Raw genomic sequence first — 15,779 nt, forward strand, 5'->3', positions numbered from 1 at the left:
TTCTGAATGGTTGACCGCACCGGGTGCGCTTTCTAGAATCGCCCGACATTTTTGCCCGGAACTTACTTCCAGCCAATGTCGTCATCTATCCGTAAATCCATCAATTCAGACGCATTGACGCGGTTGGCTCAAGCCATCGCGGTGGCTGTGTCCGCCACCCTGGCGGGCTGCCAAAGCACGAGCCACGTCCCGCAAACCGACGCTTCGCACACCCAGAATTTCAACGCCCGCATCAAGCAGAAACCCATCTGGCTGAATGAAAAACCCAGCCCGCAATTGCCCCAGGACGTCTGGGCGCGCATGCGCGAAGGTTTCCAGTTGCAGGAAGGCATCGGCGTCAACCCGCGCATCGAACAGCAGCGCCTGTGGTTCGCCAGCAATCCCTCGTTTCTCGAGAACGCCAGCGAACGCGGCAGCCTCTATATCCACTACATCGTCGAACGCCTTGAAGAACGCAACATGCCGCTGGAGCTGGCCCTGCTGCCAGTGATCGAGAGCGCCTACAACCCGATGGCCTATTCCCGGGCCGACGCGGTAGGCCTCTGGCAGTTCATCCCGTCCACCGGGCGTTCCTTCAACCTGCGCCAGACCCGTTTCTACGATGGCCGTCGCGACATCACCGCCTCGACCACCGCGGCCATGGATTACCTGACCCGCCTGCACGACATGTTCAACGGCGACTGGCTGCTGGCCCTGGCGGCCTACAACGCCGGCGAAGGCACGGTCAGCCGGGCCATCGAGCGCAACGAGAAGCTCGGCCTGCCCACCGACTACTGGAACCTGCCGCTGCCGTCGGAAACCCAGGCCTACGTGCCCAAGCTGCTGGCCCTGTCCCAGGTGGTGCTGGCGCCGGAAGCCTATGGCGTGAACCTGAACCCGATCGCCAACGAACCCTACTTCCAGGTCGTCGAGATCAACCAGCGCATGGACCTGTCCAAGGTCGCCGCGGTGGCCAATATCGACGAAGACGAGCTGTTCCAGCTCAACCCGGCCTTCAAGCAGCGCACCACCATCGACGGTCCCCAGCATCTGCTGGTGCCGACGTCCAAGGCGCAACTGCTGAGCGCCAGCCTGTCGACCATGAAACCCGAAGAGCTGATCAGCCAGCGTTCGTTCAAGCCGGTGTTCGAGGGTGCCGACAGTCGCGAAATGGCCCAGGCCAAGCGCAACTACCGGGTCAAGCGTGGCGATAACCTGTCGCAGATCGCCAAGGCCAACAAGGTCGACGTCAAGGACCTGCAACGCTGGAACAAGCTCAGCGGCAAGCAACTCAAGGTCGGCCAGACCCTGGTCATGCAGGACACTCGGGCCAAGGCCAGCAGCAAGACCAGCGCCAAGGCTTCCGGCAAGAAGACCCTGGTCGCCAGCGCCGACAAGAAGTCGACCCAGTACAAGGTCAAGCAAGGCGATTCGTTGTACATGGTGGCCAAGCGCTTCAACGTCGAGATGCAACACCTCAAGCGCTGGAATCCCCGCGCCGGCCAGGCCCTCAAGCCAGGCCAGATGCTGACCGTCTACCTGCCTCACTGATCCCCCAGAGCCCTATCTGTAGCCGCTGCCGCAGGCTGCGATAGGGCCGCAGGCCCTCCTGCGACAGGACGATCGCCGCGACCGTACCGGTCGATCGCAGCCTTCGGCAGCGGCTACGGATTGCGCTGTATCCAGCGGCGACAAGCAAATGTCGTGACCAGCCCGGGGCGGCCTTTTTCCTGTCGATACAAGCTGTTACTGTACGGAGCACAAAGCCCAAGCCGCCTGGATCGGATCTCTGACTTGATGCGTCCCCTCCTCCTGTCCCTAATCAGTCTGGCCTTGAGCTTTCCCGCAAGCGCAACGATCACTGAAAGTCATGGTTACGCGCAGTTCGGCACGCTCAAGTACCCCGCCAAATTCACCCATTTCGACTGGGTCAATCCCGCCGCGCCCAAAGGCGGGACCTTGCGGGTCATGGCGTTTGGCACCTTCGACACCCTCAACCCCTACACCTTCAAGGGCAGCAGCCCGGTTTCCACGCCCAACTTCCTGCAATACGGGGTCAACGAGCTGAACGAGCCGCTGATGGTCGGCACCGGCCAGTACGCGCCGTCCGGCGACGAGCCGACTTCCAGCTACGGCCTGATCGCCCGCTCCGTCGAATACAGCGAAGACCGCAGCTGGGTGGTGTTCAACCTGCGCCCCGAGGCGCGCTTCCACGATGGCCAGCCGATCACCGCCTACGATGTGGCGTTTTCCTATCGGCTGCTGCTCAAGGAAGGCCACCCGCAATACCGCACCAACCTGCAGGAAGTGCAGCGGGTGGACATCCTCGGCCCGCAACGCATTCGTTTTGTCTTCAAGCGCTCCGGCAACCCGCTGCTGATCCTGCGCCTGGGCGAACTGCCGGTGCTGCCGCAGCACTATTGGAAAGATCGCGACTTCAAGGCCACCACCTTCGAGCCGCCTCTGGGCAGCGGCCCCTACCGCATCACCCGGGTGCAACCGGGGCGCTCGCTGCTGTTCGAGCGGGTCAAGGACTACTGGGGCAAGGACCTGCCGGTCAATCGCGGCTTCAACAATTTCAACAAGGTCGCGGTGGAGTTCTACCGCGACAGCGACGTCGCCTTCGAAGCCTTCAAGGCCGGCGAGTTCGACATCTACATCGAACACCAGGCGAAGAACTGGGCCAACGGCTACAACTTCCCCGCGGTCAATCGCGGCGACATCATCAAGGCCCAGGTGGCGCACCAAATCCCGACCCAGACCCAGGGCCTGTTCATGAACAGCCGCCGGGCGATCTTCGCCGAGCGCAAGGTGCGCGAAGCCCTGGGCCTGATGTTCGATTTCGAGTGGACCAACCGCACCCTGTTCAGCGGCGCCTACAAGCGCGCGACCAGCTACTACCCCAACAGCGAGTTCTCCGCCACGGGCCTGCCGGTCGGCCATGAATGGCTGCTGCTCTCGCCCTACCGCGAGCAGTTGCCCGCCAGCCTGTTCACCCAGCCCTTCAGCCTGCCGCAGACCGACGGCCGCGGCATCCCGCGGGCGACCCTGCGCCGGGCCCTGGGCCTGCTCGCCGAAGCCGGCTGGAAGCTCAACGGCCAGCGCCTGCTCGACAGCAACGGGCAGCCGCTGCGCTTCGAGCTGCTGTTGGTCAACCCGAACCTGGAACGGATCCTCCAGCCCTACGTCGAGAACCTGGCCAGCATCGGCATCGACGCGCGCCTGCGCACCGTGGACCGGGCGCAGTACAAGCAGCGCCTGGACCAGTTCGATTTCGACATGATCCTCATGACCCTGAACCAGACCCTGAGCCCGGGCCTGGAGCAATGGCAGTACTTCCACTCCAGCCAGGTCGGGGTCAAGGGCAGCAAGAACTATGCGGGCATCAACAATCCCATCGTCGATCACCTGCTGGAACGCCTGCTCGCCGCGCAGAGCGGCGACGAGCAACTGGCCGCCGGTCGGGCCCTGGATCGGGTGCTGCTGTGGCAGCACTACATCATCCCCAACTGGTACCTCAACTATCATCGCCTGGCGTACCGCAACCGGTTCGCCTTCGTCACCACGCCGCCCTACCAACTGGGCCTGAGCGCCTGGTGGCTGAAGTCTCTGGAGAAAGCCCAATGATGCCCCTGCGTGCCCTGCTCCCGTGGGCCGGCGGCGTGCTGCTGACGGGGATCGCCTGCCTCGCCCAGGCCGCCCCGCAACACGCCCTGACCCTGTACAACGAACCGCCGAAGTACCCGGCGAACTTCAAGCACTTCGCCTACGTCAACCCGGACGCGCCCAAGGGCGGCACCTTCCGCGAGTCCGGCTTCGGCGGCTTCGACAGCCTCAACCCGTTCATCAACAAAGGCGTGCCGGCGGACAATATCGGCCTGATCTACGACACCCTGATGCGCCAGAGCCTGGACGAACCCTTCACCGAATACGGCCTGATTGCCGGACAGATCGAGAAAGCCCCGGACAACAGCTGGGTGCGTTTCTACCTGCGCCCCGAGGCGCGCTTCCACGACGGCCATCCGATCCGCGCCGAAGACGTGGTGTTCAGCTTCCAGACCCTGATGCAGGCCGGCGCGCCGATGTACCGCGGCTACTACGCCGACGTCGAGGACGTGATCGCCGAAGACCCGCTCAAGGTGCTGTTCAAGTTCAAGCACACCAACAATCGCGAGCTGCCGCTGATTCTCGGGCAGCTGTCGATACTGCCCAAGCACTGGTGGGAACACCGCGACTTTTCCAAGGGCAACCTGGAAATCCCCCTCGGCAGCGGCCCGTACAAGGTGGTCGAGGTCAAGGCCGGACGCTCGGTGCGTTATGAGCGGGTCAAGGATTACTGGGGCAAGGACCTGCCGATCAACCGCGGCCAGTTCAACTTCGACGTCATGGCCACCGACTATTACCGCGACAACACCGTGGCCCTGGAAGCCCTCAAGGCCGGCCAGTTCGACTACTGGCTGGAGACCAGCGCGAAAAACTGGGCCAACGCCTACAACATCCCGGCCGTGAGCGAAGGGCGGCTGATCAAGGAACAGATCCCCAACGGCAACCCCACCGGCATGCAGGGCTTCGTCTACAACATCCGCCGCCCGCTGTTCCAGGATGTGCGAGTGCGCAAGGCCCTGAGCCTGCTGCTGGACTTCGAATGGACCAACAAGCAACTGTTCAACGGCGCCTACACCCGCACCCGCAGCTACTTCGAGAACTCGGAAATGGCCGCCACCGGCTTGCCCGACGCCGACGAACTGCAGATTCTCGAACCGCTGCGCGGCAAGATCCCCGACCAGGTCTTCACTGAAGCCTTCCAGCCCTCGGTGTGCGATGGCAGCGGCATGATCCGCGCCCAGCAGCGCCATGCCTACCAGCTGCTGCAGGAAGCCGGCTGGCGCATCGTCGACGACAAGATGGTCGACGCCCAGGACAAGCCGGTGGTGATCGAGTTCCTGCTGGCCCAGACCGAGTTCGAGCGCGTGCTGCTGCCGTTCAAGCGCAACCTCGCGGACCTGGGGATCGACCTGGTGATCCGCCGGGTCGACGTTTCCCAGTACATCAACCGCCTGCGCTCGCGGGACTTCGACATGGTGGTCGGCGGCTTCCCGCAATCGAGTTCGCCGGGCAACGAGCAGCGCGAATACTGGAAGTCCTCCAGCGCCGACAACCCCGGCAGCCGCAACTTCATCGGCCTCAAGGACCCGACCATCGATGCCCTGGTGGAAGACCTGATCAACGCCGACTCGCGCAAGAGCCTGGTGGCCCATGCCCGCGCCCTCGACCGGGTACTGCAATGGGGCTACTACGTGATTCCCAACTGGCACATCAAGACCTGGCGCGTGGCCTATTGGGATCACATAGGCCACCCGAGCGTCTCGCCCAAGTACGACGTCGGCATCCAGACCTGGTGGATCAAGCCCGACGCCAAGCCGGCCGTGACCCCGGACACCCACTCGCAGGCCGCCCCCGACGGCGTGGAGCAATAAGATGCTGGCCTACATTCTGCGACGCCTGCTGCTGATCATCCCTACCCTGTTCGGCATCCTGCTGATCAACTTCGTGATCATCCAGGCCGCGCCCGGCGGCCCGGTGGAACAGATGATCGCCAAGCTCGAGGGTTTCGAAGGCGCCACCAGCCGGATCGCCGGCGGCGGCGCCGAAGTCTCGGTGGCCGGGTCCAGCTACCGCGGGGCCCAGGGCCTGGACCCGGCCCTGGTCAAGGAAATCGAGAAGATGTACGGCTTCGACAAGTCGGCGCCGGAACGCCTGTGGATCATGATCAAGAACTACGCGACCCTGGATTTCGGCGACAGCTTCTTTCGCGACGCCAAGGTGGTCGACCTGATCCGCGAAAAGCTCCCGGTGTCGATCTCCCTGGGGCTGTGGAGCACCCTGATCATGTACCTGGTGTCGATCCCCCTGGGGATCGCCAAGGCCACCCGCCACGGTAGCCACTTCGACGTCTGGACCAGCTCGGCGATCATCGTCGGCTACGCGATCCCGGCGTTCCTGTTCGCCATCCTGCTGATCGTGATGTTCGCCGGCGGCAGTTATTTCGACTGGTTCCCGCTGCGCGGCCTGACCTCGAACAACTTCGACCAGCTGAGCTGGGGCGGCAAGATCCTCGACTACTTCTGGCACCTGGCGCTGCCGGTGACCGCCCTGGTGATCGGCAACTTCGCCACCATGACCCTGCTGACCAAGAACAGCTTCCTCGACGAGATCAACAAGCAGTACGTGGTCACTGCCCGGGCCAAGGGCCTGACCAGGCGCCGCGTGCTCTACGGCCATGTGTTCCGCAACGCCATGCTGCTGGTGATCGCCGGTTTCCCCTCGGCCTTCATCGGCATCTTCTTTACCGGATCCTTGCTGGTGGAGGTGATCTTCTCCCTCGACGGCCTGGGCCTGATGAGCTTCGAGGCGGCGATCAACCGCGATTACCCGGTGGTGTTCGGCACCCTCTTCATCTTCACCCTGCTGGGGCTGGTGGTGAAACTGATCGGCGACCTGACCTACACCCTGGTCGACCCACGCATCGACTTCGAAAGCCGGGAGCATTGAGATGAACCTGTCCCCCCTCAATCGCCGGCGTTTCGAACTGTTCAAGGCCAACAAGCGCGGCTGGTGGTCGCTGTGGCTGTTCCTGATCCTGTTTGGCGCCAGCCTGGGCGCCGAGCTGATCGCCAACGACAAGCCGCTGGTGGTGCACTACGACGACGGTTGGTACTTCCCGGCGCTCAAGCGCTACCCGGAAACCACCTTCGGCGGCGAGTTCCCCCTGGAGGCCAACTACAAGAGCCCGTACATCCGCGAACTGCTGGCGGCCAAGGACGCCTGGGTGCTGTGGGCACCGATCCCGTTCAGCTACCAGAGCATCAACTACGACCTGAAAGTCCCGGCCCCCGCGCCGCCCTCGGCGGACAACCTGCTAGGCACCGACGACCAGGGCCGCGACGTGCTGGCCCGGGTGATCTACGGCTTCCGGGTCTCGGTGCTGTTCGCCCTGACCCTGACCGTGCTCAGTTCGATCATCGGCGTCATCGCCGGGGCGCTGCAGGGCTTCTATGGCGGCTGGGTCGACCTGGCCGGGCAGCGTTTCCTGGAGATCTGGTCCGGGCTGCCGGTGCTCTACCTGTTGATCATCCTCGCCAGCTTCGTGCAGCCGAACTTCTGGTGGCTGCTGGGGATCATGCTGCTGTTCTCCTGGATGAGCCTGGTGGACGTGGTGCGCGCCGAGTTCCTGCGCGGGCGCAACCTGGAATACGTGCGCGCCGCCCGCGCCCTGGGCATGCAGAACGGCGCGATCATGTTCCGCCATATCCTGCCCAACGCCATGGTCTCGACCATGACCTTCATGCCGTTCATTCTCACCGGCGCCATCGGCACCCTGACCGCCCTCGACTTCCTCGGCTTCGGCCTGCCCCCCGGCGCGCCGTCCCTGGGCGAACTGGTGGCCCAGGGCAAATCCAACCTGCAGGCGCCGTGGCTGGGCATCAGCGCCTTTGCCGTGCTGGCGATCATGTTGAGCCTGCTGGTATTTATCGGCGAGTCCGCTCGCGATGCCTTCGACCCGAGGAAATGAGATGAATCAGGACAATCTGATCGAAGTCCGCGACCTCGCCGTCGAATTTGGCGTTGGCGCCCACACGCAACGGGTGGTCGAGGGCATCAGCTTCGACATCAAGCGCGGCGAAACCCTGGCCCTGGTGGGAGAAAGCGGTTCCGGCAAGTCGGTGACCGCACACTCGATCCTGCGCCTCTTGCCCTATCCGCTGGCCCGCCATCCGTCCGGGACCATCCAGTACGCCGGCCAGGATTTGCTGACCCAGAAAGAAAAAACCATCCGGCATATTCGCGGCAACCGCATCGCCATGATCTTCCAGGAGCCGATGACCTCGCTCAACCCGCTGCACAGCATCGAGAAGCAAATCAACGAGGTGCTGGGCCTGCACAAGGGCCTGATCGGCAAGGTCGCCACCCGGCGCACCCTGGAGCTGCTGGAGCTGGTGGGCATCCCCGAGCCGCACAAGCGCCTCAAGGCCCTGCCCCACGAGCTGTCCGGCGGCCAGCGGCAACGGGTGATGATCGCCATGGCCCTGGCCAACGAACCGGAACTGCTGATCGCCGACGAGCCGACCACCGCCCTCGACGTCACCGTGCAACTGAAAATCCTCGAACTGCTCAAGGAGCTGCAAGCGCGCCTGGGCATGGCCTTGCTGCTGATCAGCCACGACCTCAACCTGGTCCGGCGCATCGCTCACCGCGTCTGCGTGATGCAGCGCGGCTGCATCGTCGAACAGGCGTCCTGCGAAGAACTGTTCCGTGCGCCACAGCATCCCTATACCCGCGAACTGCTGGCGGCCGAGCCCAGCGGCAAGCCGGCGAGCAACGTGGTCGGCCCGCCGCTGTTGCAGGTCGAGGACCTGAAGGTCTGGTTCCCGATCAAAAAAGGCCTGCTGCGCCACACCGTCGACCATGTGAAGGCGGTGGACGGCATCAACTTCAGCCTGCCCCAGGGCCAGACCCTGGGCATCGTCGGCGAAAGCGGCTCGGGCAAATCCACCCTGGGCCTGGCAATCCTGCGCCTGATCGGCAGCAAGGGCGCCATCCGCTTCGAAGGCCAGCAACTGGACGGCCTGTCACAGCAGCAGGTGCGGCCGTTGCGCCGGGAGATGCAGGTGGTGTTCCAGGACCCCTTCGGCAGCCTCAGCCCGCGCATGTGCGTGAGCCAGATCGTCGGCGAAGGCCTGCGCATCCACAAGATCGGCAGCGCCGCCGAACAGGAACAGGCGATCATCGAAGCACTCAAGGAAGTGGGGCTGGACCCGGAAACCCGGCACCGCTACCCCCACGAGTTCTCCGGCGGCCAGCGCCAGCGCATCGCCATCGCCCGCGCCCTGGTGCTCAAGCCGGCGCTGATCCTGCTGGACGAGCCGACCTCGGCCCTCGACCGCACCGTGCAGCGCCAGGTGGTGGAGCTGCTGCGCAAGCTGCAGGCCAAGTACAACCTGACCTACCTGTTCATCAGTCACGACCTGGCGGTGGTCAAGGCCCTGAGCCACCAGTTGATGGTGGTCAAGCATGGCCAGGTGGTGGAACAGGGCGACGCGCAAGATATCTTCGCCGCGCCGCAGCATCCCTACACCCGGCAGTTGCTGGAAGCCGCGTTCCTGGTGCCGGCCAGCGAGGCATGAGCGCTCGCTGGCCTGCTGTACCGGCCGGCGAGCGCGGATGCAGCAGTGACCGGCAGGCACCTCACGGCCGCAACCACCTGGGCCAGGTATCGGCTGCCTAGGCGACGCAGATGCCCGGTACCGCGACCTTCTGGAACAGATGCGGGGAAGCGACCGCCGAGGACGGATAGTGCGAAAGCTTGGCCCTGAACTCCGGATGCACGAAGGCCGCCCGGAAATGCGCGTTGGACTCCCAGACCGCGTAATTGAGATAGGTCGGGCTTTCGCCGATGGCGCGATGCAGCTGGGTGGAAATGAACCCCGGCTGTTGCTTCATAAAACTGGCATCGTCTTGCCAGGCCTGCAGGAAGGTCGGCTCGTCGGCCTGGTCCAGGGTGAAGACGTTGATCAGGATGACCGGCGCGGCTTCGAGCGTAATCTGGCGATCGATCGGAAAGGCGGGGTCCATAGGGCGAATGAGAGACATGGCAGGCTCCAGGTGTGAGGGCTGAATTCGCAATCAAATTGCTATATTGACATCATGATGTCAATATCCCTGAAGAATCATTTTGTCTGGATAACGACGTTATGCACGAACCTGAACCCACCCCCGCCGGGGCTGCCCTGACCGACTTCATTCTGAGTATGTTCCGGGCCAGCAACCTGACGCTGGCCTGGGGCGACCGGATAGTCGCCCCCCTCGGGCTGACCAGCGCCCGCTGGCAGATTCTGGGCGCGATCGTGGCGGCAGAGCGCCCGCAGCCGGTCGCCTGGCTCGCTCGGGACCTGGAGGCCAACCGACAGAATGTCCAGCGCATCGTCAACGATCTGGAGAAGGAAGGACTGGTGACCTTCCAGCCCAACCCGCATCACCGGCGCGCGCAGCTCGTGACGCTGACAGACAAGGGTACGGCAGCCTTCAATGAGGCCATCCGCCTGTACACCCCGCTGGTCAACGATTTGTCGGCCGGACTTGAAGTTGAAGACATTCAAACGGCCCTGCGCGTGATCACCGAGTTGCGAAACAGGCTCCAAGGGCAGGCTGGCACCGAGCAATAACCCGCCGTATTGCGTCTCGGCCCAACATTCACGCCTTGAACAGCGGCCCGCGGCCCGGTCTGCTCATGGTCTGGTCGGCGTCCGCCAGCAAGGTTTCCACATCGGCCGGCCGGGCCGGATCGAACTCGATCTGGCCGATGCTGAAGCAGATGTCGTAAATGCACTGCTGGGTGGCGGTGCGCTCGTCGAGGATGGCCTGCAGGCGGGTGATGATCGCCAGCTTTTCCATCCGTTCCGAGCCGGTCAGCAGCACCGCGAAACGCTGGTACTCCAGATGCCCAACCACGTCGCTTTCGCGAAAGGCGATGCGCAGGCCGTCGGCGAAGGTCTTGAGCGCCGCCTCGCCTTCTTCCGACCCGTAAGCGCGGGCGATACGGTAGATATCGTCAAGATCGAACAGCAGCAAGGTCGCCGGGCAGTTCAGGTCCTTGCAGGCCTGCAGCGCATCGCCGGCCAGCACCGCAAAGCCGTGCGAGTTGGGCAGCAGGGTCAGTTTATCGAGGTTGGCTACCTGCACCGCGGCCAGCTCCTGCTCGGCCCGGCGGTTCTGATCGCGCAACAGTTGCCGGGACGGGTCGTCCGCCTCCGGGGCTGGCACCGGGTTCGGTGCCTGGACAGGCTTGTCTGGGGAAAACATCGCACACTCCATTGGCGGGTATCACCTATAGAGCTTAGTTGCCGAGGCCTGCGACTGCCCCGCAACCAGCCCTCGCTGGGGGCCCCAGGCGTCAACTTCCGACCGCCGGGCAGGGTCCGCCCGCCTCGGCCCAGAGCTTGAACTGGCTGACGAACATGTCGTGGGGCACCGGTACCGGCGCGCGGTTGCCACCGGGGTTCCAGCCCCAGAGCACCAGCTTGTCTTCGCTGACATGCTTGATCAGCGCGGCAAAGTCGCGGTCGCCGTTGCTGGCCTTGTCCTTGATCATCTGGCACAGGCGGTCGGCCGGCAGGCCAATCCAGGCCATCTTGTGCGCCGCCGGCGGCAGGCTCCAGTGCGGCGCCCCCGGTGGCATGTGCGGGCCGTAGCTGGCCGGCGGGTTGCTTGCGCCATGGCAGGTGGCGCACGGCATCCCCGCCGCGCCCTTGCCGTCCAGGCCACGGACCACGGCCATGGTATGGGGCGTGCCGGCGTCGAACTGTAAGGGCGCATCCCCGGGAATATGGCAATTCTGGCAGCGCGGGCTCTGGAATACCTTCTGCACCGTCGCGAACGCCGCCAGCGCCGGTTCATCGGCGGCGAACAGGTCCGAGGCATAACCGCCCAGGCCGACCAGGATCAGCGAACCGAGGAACAGGTGGCGTTTCATCTCACACCCCCGCCAGTTGCAGCGGCAACTCGCGCAGGCGCTGGCCGGTCAGGGCGAACACCGCGTTGGCCACCGCCGGCGTCGTGGGCGGCACACCCGCCTCGCCGATACCGCCGGGTTTCTCGCTGCTGGCAACTATGTGCACCTCGACCTCGGGCATCTCGTTCAGGCGCAACACCTGGAAGTCGTGATAGTTGGACTGCACCACCCGGCCGCCCTTGAAGGAAATGCGGCTGTGCAGGGCCATGCCCAGGCCGAAGGTGATCCCCGACTCCATCTGCGCGGCGATGCTTTGCGGGTTCACCGCGATACCGCAATCCACCGCACAGACCACCCGGTGCACGCGAATCCGCTCGGCCTCCTGGGACACCTCGGCCACTTGTGCCACGTAGCTGCCGAAGGACTCGTGCACCGCCACGCCCAGGGCATGGCCATTGGGCACGGGCTTGCCCCAGCCGGCCTTCTCCACCGCCAGGTTGAGCACGCCCAGGTGCCGTGGGTGATCCTTGAGCAGGGTGCGGCGGTATTCCACCGGGTCCTTGCCCACCGCGGCGGCCATCTCGTCGATCAACGATTCGACGACGAACGCGGTGTGGGTATGGCCCACGGAACGCATCCACAGCACGGTGATGCCGGTCATCGGCGAATGCAGGTCGACCCTGTGGTTCGGTGTGCCCTTCAGGTAAGGCCCGTCCGCCAGGCCCTCGACCGAGGTGTTGTCGATGCCGTTCTTGACGAAGCTGGCCTCGAACGAGGTACCGGCCATGATCGACTGCCCCACCAGCACATGCTGCCAGGCCAGCGGCAGGCCCTGGGCATCCAGGCCGACCTGCGCCTGATGCAGGAACGCCGAACGGAAGTAGCCGCCGCGCACGTCGTCCTCCCGCGACCAGACGGTTTTCACCGGGGCCGCGGCGGCCTTGGCCACCGCCACCGCCTCGCTGACGAAGTCCGAGGTGGGATTGGCCCGGCGGCCGAAACCGCCGCCCAGAAATTGCGTGTGGATCTGCACCTGTTCCGGCTTGAGCCCGGTGATCTTCGCCGCGACCATCTGGTCCAGGGTCTGGAACTGGGTGCCGGTCCAGATCTCGCACTTGTCGGCGCCGATGCGCACCGTGCAGTTGAGCGGCTCCATCGGCGCATGGGCCAGGTACGGCACGCTGTATTCGGCCTTGATCACCTGCGTCGCCTTGGCCATGGTCCCGGCCGCATCGCCGGCCTCGGCGGCCTTGGTCCCGGGGGTCAGCGCCAGTTTGCGAAAGCTCTGCATCAGGCTTTCGCTGCTCATGTTGGCGTTCGGCCCCAGGTCCCATTCGGCCTTGAGCGCATCGCGCCCCTGCTTGGCCGCCCAGTAATGCTCGGCGACCACCGCCACGCCCGTGGGCACCTGGAGCACCTTGAGCACCCCGGGCACCGCCAGCGCCGCCTGGGGATCGAACGACTTGAGCGTGCCGCCGAACACCGGCGAACGCAGGACCACGGCGGTCAGCAGGCCGTCGAAATACATGTCCATGCCGAATTGCGCGCGGCCGGTGATTTTCTCCGGGGTGTCCAGGCGCTGGGTCGGCTTGCCGATCAGCCGCCAGTCCTTGGCCTCCTTCAAGCGCAACGAGGCCGGGTCCGGCACCGGCAGCTGCCCGGCGTCGTTGGCCAGGTCGCCGTAGCTCAGGCGCTGGTCGCCGGCCACCACCCAGCCCTGCTCGGTGTGCAGGGTCGAGGGCGCCACCTGCAGGCGCTTGGCCGCCGCCTCGATCAGCATCTGCCGGGCCGCGGCGCCGGCCTGGCGATAGCGGTCGAACTCCATCCAGGTCGAGGTCGAGCCGCCGGTGATCTGCATCCCGCCGAACGCCGGCAAGCCATACACCGCGGCGGCCGGCGCGTGCTCGACGCGAATCTTCGACCAGTCGGCATCCAGCTCCTCGGCGATCAGCATCGACAGCCCGGTCCAGATGCCCTGGCCCATTTCCGAATGGCCGAGCACCACGGTGACCACTCCATCCGGGGCAATACGCAAGAACGCATTGGGCACGAACGCTTCACTCGCCGCCCGGGCAAAACGATTGGCTCCCGGGATGACGAACGCCACCACCAGCCCGCCGCCGAGCAGCGCACCCCCTTTGAGAAACCCACGACGCGACGCAGTGATCATGCCTTGCCCCTCTTAATGCCGACTCAGCCGATTTCAGCGGCGCGTTTGACCGCCGCGCGGATCCTGGGGTAGGTGCCGCAGCGGCAGATATTGCCGGACAACGCCTGGTCGATATCGCTGTCGGTGGGCGACGGGATCTTCGCCAGCAAGGCCGCGGCCGACATGATCTGCCCCGACTGGCAGTAACCGCACTGCACCACGTCCAGCTCGGCCCAGGCGCGCTGCACCGGGTGCGAGCCGTCCGCCGACAGGCCTTCGATGGTGAGGATTTTCTGCCCGTTGGCCACTGTCGCGGCCGGGATCACGCAGGAACGCAGCGGCGCGCCGTCGACATGCACGGTGCAGGCGCCGCATTGCGCCATGCCGCAGCCGAACTTGGTGCCGGTCAGGTGCGCCACATCGCGCAGTACCCAGAGCAGCGGCATGTCCGCGGGCACCTCGAGTTGCTGGTCCTTGCCATTGATATTGAGTGTCAGCATGCGCAACTCCTCAGGCCGAGGGGGGACAGGATTCACGGGATCCTGGAGCGGCGTCGCTGTGGCCGAAGGCCTACGCGCGCCGCGAGGTTTTCCATACAGCTAAGCGCAGTTTGCCGAACAGGCCGGATTCTGCGACCACCGGTCATGCACCCGTCGCCCCCGGATGAAGGGCGGTGAGTTGTCGATCTACGGCAACCCCGGACGACTATCGGCTGACTACGCTTGCTCAAGCGTGGATCACCTGCCGAGGAGAACCGTCATGTCGCACATTCATCGCATCACGCCCTGCCTGTGGTTCGACCACCAGGCCGAAGCCGCCGCCCAGTTCTACTGCTCGATCTTCGAGCACTCGCGCATCACCGCCCTCACCCACTACGGCAAGGCCGGCTTCGAGTTCCACGGCCGCCCCGAAGGCTCGGTGATGACCGTGTCCTTCGAGCTCGACGGGCAGACCTTCACCGGCCTCAACGGCGGCCCGGTGTTCCAGTTCAACGAAGCGGTCTCGCTGCAGGTCAACTGCCAGAACCAGGGCGAAATCGATCATTTCTGGAGCGCCCTGTCCTACGGCGGCGCGCCCGAGGCCCAGCAGTGCGGCTGGCTCAAGGACAAGTTCGGGCTGTCCTGGCAGATCGTGCCTTGCGCGCTCAACCACTGGATGACCGACCCCGACACGGCCAAGTCGCAGCGGGTGATGCAGGCCCTGCTGCAGATGAAAAAACTCGATATCGCCGCGCTGGAACGAGCCTTCGCCGGCGAGAGCTAATACACTCGGTGGCCGACGCTTGCCGATGGGACACCTTTGATGAAGCCGAGCTTGAGCCACAACCCCGATACCGCCCCGCAGTTCTGGCGCGATACGGCGCTGCCCTTTATCGAGGCCCGCTCGATCGCCGACGGGCGCAAGGTCTGTTACGCCCGGCATGCCCACGAGCATTTCTCTATCGGCGCCATCACCGCCGGGCACAGCACCTACCTGCACGAGCAGGCGCAATTTCGCATCGGCGCCGGCACCGTGGTGCTGATGAACCCCGGCGAAGTGCACGCCTGCAACCCTATCGACGACCAGCCCTGGTCGTATCTCATGCTCTATGTCGACACCCCCTGGCTGACCGATCTGCAGCATCAACTGGGGTTCAGCCAGGACCTGGGCTTTCGCGCCTTTTCCACGCCCCACAGCGACGACCCCGAGCTCTATGCCGGGCTCAACCGTTTGTATGAGGTGCTGGTGGACGAACAGGCCGAGACACTGCACAAGCACAGCGCCGTGGTGGCGTTTTTCAGCGACCTGCAGCAGCGCCTGAACCCGGCCAGCCGACCGCCGCGCGCGAGCAACCAGAAACTGCAACGGGCCGCCGACTACATTCGCCAACTGCACCCGTTCGCTGAAGCTCGAGGAAATCTGCCAGGCCGCCGAGCTGTCGCCGTCCTACCTGATCCGCGCCTTCAAGCAGCACTACGGCATGACGCCCCACGCCTTCGTGGTCAACCAGCGGGTGCAGTTCGCCCAGTCCCGGTTGCGTGACGGCGAGCCGATCGCTGACGTGGCCCTGGAAGCCGGCTTCGCCGACCAGGCGCACTTCCAGCGAGCCTTCAAGCAGCACCTGGCGGCGACGCCGGGGCAATATCGCGGGTGATTGGCAGA

The 15,779-nt window shown here is 64.9% G+C and carries 13 protein-coding genes and 1 pseudogene; 9 read left to right on the plus strand and 5 right to left on the minus strand.

Translation table 11 applies throughout. The annotated features are described in order from the left end of the window. Positions 1 to 75 precede the first annotated feature (75 nt). The 6 genes from PMI20_RS19585 (at position 76) to PMI20_RS19610 (ending at position 9,164) form a co-directional block, all read left to right on the plus strand. On the plus strand, positions 76 to 1,530 hold the full coding sequence (locus tag PMI20_RS19585; RefSeq protein ID WP_007920948.1) for a transglycosylase SLT domain-containing protein: 1,455 nt from the start codon (positions 76 to 78) through the stop codon (positions 1,528 to 1,530). Between the two features lie 246 nt (positions 1,531 to 1,776). Beyond that, positions 1,777 to 3,606, plus strand: coding sequence for an extracellular solute-binding protein (locus tag PMI20_RS19590; RefSeq protein ID WP_007920949.1), 1,830 nt, complete (start codon positions 1,777 to 1,779; stop codon positions 3,604 to 3,606). Next, positions 3,603 to 5,456, plus strand: coding sequence for an extracellular solute-binding protein (locus tag PMI20_RS19595; RefSeq protein WP_007920956.1), 1,854 nt, complete (start codon positions 3,603 to 3,605; stop codon positions 5,454 to 5,456). The genes PMI20_RS19590 and PMI20_RS19595 overlap by 4 nt, the downstream gene beginning before the upstream one ends. 1 nt (position 5,457) lies before the next feature. Then, positions 5,458 to 6,531, plus strand: a complete 1,074-nt coding sequence (locus PMI20_RS19600; protein WP_007920957.1) for a microcin C ABC transporter permease YejB — start codon at positions 5,458 to 5,460, stop codon at positions 6,529 to 6,531. Position 6,532: 1 nt separating this feature from the next. Further along, positions 6,533 to 7,552 (plus strand): ABC transporter permease, encoded by a 1,020-nt coding sequence (locus tag PMI20_RS19605; RefSeq protein ID WP_007920958.1) that lies wholly within the window; start codon positions 6,533 to 6,535, stop codon positions 7,550 to 7,552. Position 7,553: 1 nt separating this feature from the next. After that, positions 7,554 to 9,164, plus strand: a complete 1,611-nt coding sequence (locus PMI20_RS19610) for an ABC transporter ATP-binding protein (RefSeq protein ID WP_007920959.1) — start codon at positions 7,554 to 7,556, stop codon at positions 9,162 to 9,164. A 97-nt stretch (positions 9,165 to 9,261) separates the two neighbouring features. On the opposite strand, the gene PMI20_RS19615 is transcribed toward PMI20_RS19610, so the two are convergent. Further along, positions 9,262 to 9,630: an antibiotic biosynthesis monooxygenase family protein gene (locus tag PMI20_RS19615; RefSeq protein WP_007920961.1), complete on the minus strand. Its 369-nt coding sequence runs from the start codon at positions 9,628 to 9,630 to the stop codon at positions 9,262 to 9,264. A 101-nt stretch (positions 9,631 to 9,731) separates the two neighbouring features. Here PMI20_RS19615 and PMI20_RS19620 point away from each other — a divergent pair, with 101 nt between their 5' ends. Continuing rightward, positions 9,732 to 10,202 carry a MarR family winged helix-turn-helix transcriptional regulator gene (locus PMI20_RS19620; RefSeq protein WP_087092849.1) on the plus strand — a complete coding sequence of 157 codons (471 nt, stop codon included), beginning with the start codon at positions 9,732 to 9,734 and terminating at the stop codon, positions 10,200 to 10,202. Between the two features lie 28 nt (positions 10,203 to 10,230). Here PMI20_RS19620 and PMI20_RS19625 read toward each other — a convergent pair whose 3' ends face one another. The 4 genes from PMI20_RS19625 to PMI20_RS19640 form a co-directional block, all read right to left on the minus strand. Next, positions 10,231 to 10,839 (minus strand): GGDEF domain-containing protein, encoded by a 609-nt coding sequence (locus PMI20_RS19625; RefSeq protein WP_007923657.1) that lies wholly within the window; start codon positions 10,837 to 10,839, stop codon positions 10,231 to 10,233. Positions 10,840 to 10,930: 91 nt separating this feature from the next. Next, on the minus strand, positions 10,931 to 11,509 hold the full coding sequence (locus PMI20_RS19630; protein ID WP_007923658.1) for a hypothetical protein: 579 nt from the start codon (positions 11,507 to 11,509) through the stop codon (positions 10,931 to 10,933). Position 11,510: 1 nt separating this feature from the next. After that, positions 11,511 to 13,658, minus strand: a complete 2,148-nt coding sequence (locus tag PMI20_RS19635; protein ID WP_007923660.1) for a xanthine dehydrogenase family protein molybdopterin-binding subunit — start codon at positions 13,656 to 13,658, stop codon at positions 11,511 to 11,513. A 23-nt stretch (positions 13,659 to 13,681) separates the two neighbouring features. Next, complete coding sequence (locus tag PMI20_RS19640; protein WP_007923661.1) at positions 13,682 to 14,137, minus strand: (2Fe-2S)-binding protein; 456 nt, start codon at positions 14,135 to 14,137, stop codon at positions 13,682 to 13,684. A 259-nt stretch (positions 14,138 to 14,396) separates the two neighbouring features. On the opposite strand from PMI20_RS19640, the gene PMI20_RS19645 reads away from it, so the two are divergent. Together PMI20_RS19645 and PMI20_RS19650 are read left to right on the plus strand one after the other, a co-directional pair. After that, positions 14,397 to 14,900 carry a VOC family protein gene (locus PMI20_RS19645; RefSeq protein ID WP_007923662.1) on the plus strand — a complete coding sequence of 168 codons (504 nt, stop codon included), beginning with the start codon at positions 14,397 to 14,399 and terminating at the stop codon, positions 14,898 to 14,900. Between the two features lie 39 nt (positions 14,901 to 14,939). Next, positions 14,940 to 15,771: pseudogene (locus PMI20_RS19650) on the plus strand (AraC family ligand binding domain-containing protein). Positions 15,772 to 15,779 lie beyond the last annotated feature (8 nt).

Origin of the sequence: Pseudomonas sp. GM17 (assembly GCF_000282175.2) — a bacterium.
GTDB classification, from domain to species: Bacteria; Pseudomonadota; Gammaproteobacteria; order Pseudomonadales; family Pseudomonadaceae; genus Aquipseudomonas; species Aquipseudomonas chlororaphis.

Coding starts and splice junctions, on each gene's coding strand:
- PMI20_RS19585 (WP_007920948.1), top strand. CDS start 76: ATGTCGTCATCTATCCGTAAATCCATCAATTCAGACGCATTGACGCGG.
- PMI20_RS19590 (WP_007920949.1), top strand. CDS start 1,777: ATGCGTCCCCTCCTCCTGTCCCTAATCAGTCTGGCCTTGAGCTTTCCC.
- PMI20_RS19595 (WP_007920956.1), top strand. CDS start 3,603: ATGATGCCCCTGCGTGCCCTGCTCCCGTGGGCCGGCGGCGTGCTGCTG.
- PMI20_RS19600 (WP_007920957.1), top strand. CDS start 5,458: ATGCTGGCCTACATTCTGCGACGCCTGCTGCTGATCATCCCTACCCTG.
- PMI20_RS19605 (WP_007920958.1), top strand. CDS start 6,533: ATGAACCTGTCCCCCCTCAATCGCCGGCGTTTCGAACTGTTCAAGGCC.
- PMI20_RS19610 (WP_007920959.1), top strand. CDS start 7,554: ATGAATCAGGACAATCTGATCGAAGTCCGCGACCTCGCCGTCGAATTT.
- PMI20_RS19615 (WP_007920961.1), bottom strand. CDS start 9,630: ATGTCTCTCATTCGCCCTATGGACCCCGCCTTTCCGATCGATCGCCAG.
- PMI20_RS19620 (WP_087092849.1), top strand. CDS start 9,732: ATGCACGAACCTGAACCCACCCCCGCCGGGGCTGCCCTGACCGACTTC.
- PMI20_RS19625 (WP_007923657.1), bottom strand. CDS start 10,839: ATGTTTTCCCCAGACAAGCCTGTCCAGGCACCGAACCCGGTGCCAGCC.
- PMI20_RS19630 (WP_007923658.1), bottom strand. CDS start 11,509: ATGAAACGCCACCTGTTCCTCGGTTCGCTGATCCTGGTCGGCCTGGGC.
- PMI20_RS19635 (WP_007923660.1), bottom strand. CDS start 13,658: ATGATCACTGCGTCGCGTCGTGGGTTTCTCAAAGGGGGTGCGCTGCTC.
- PMI20_RS19640 (WP_007923661.1), bottom strand. CDS start 14,137: ATGCTGACACTCAATATCAATGGCAAGGACCAGCAACTCGAGGTGCCC.
- PMI20_RS19645 (WP_007923662.1), top strand. CDS start 14,397: ATGTCGCACATTCATCGCATCACGCCCTGCCTGTGGTTCGACCACCAG.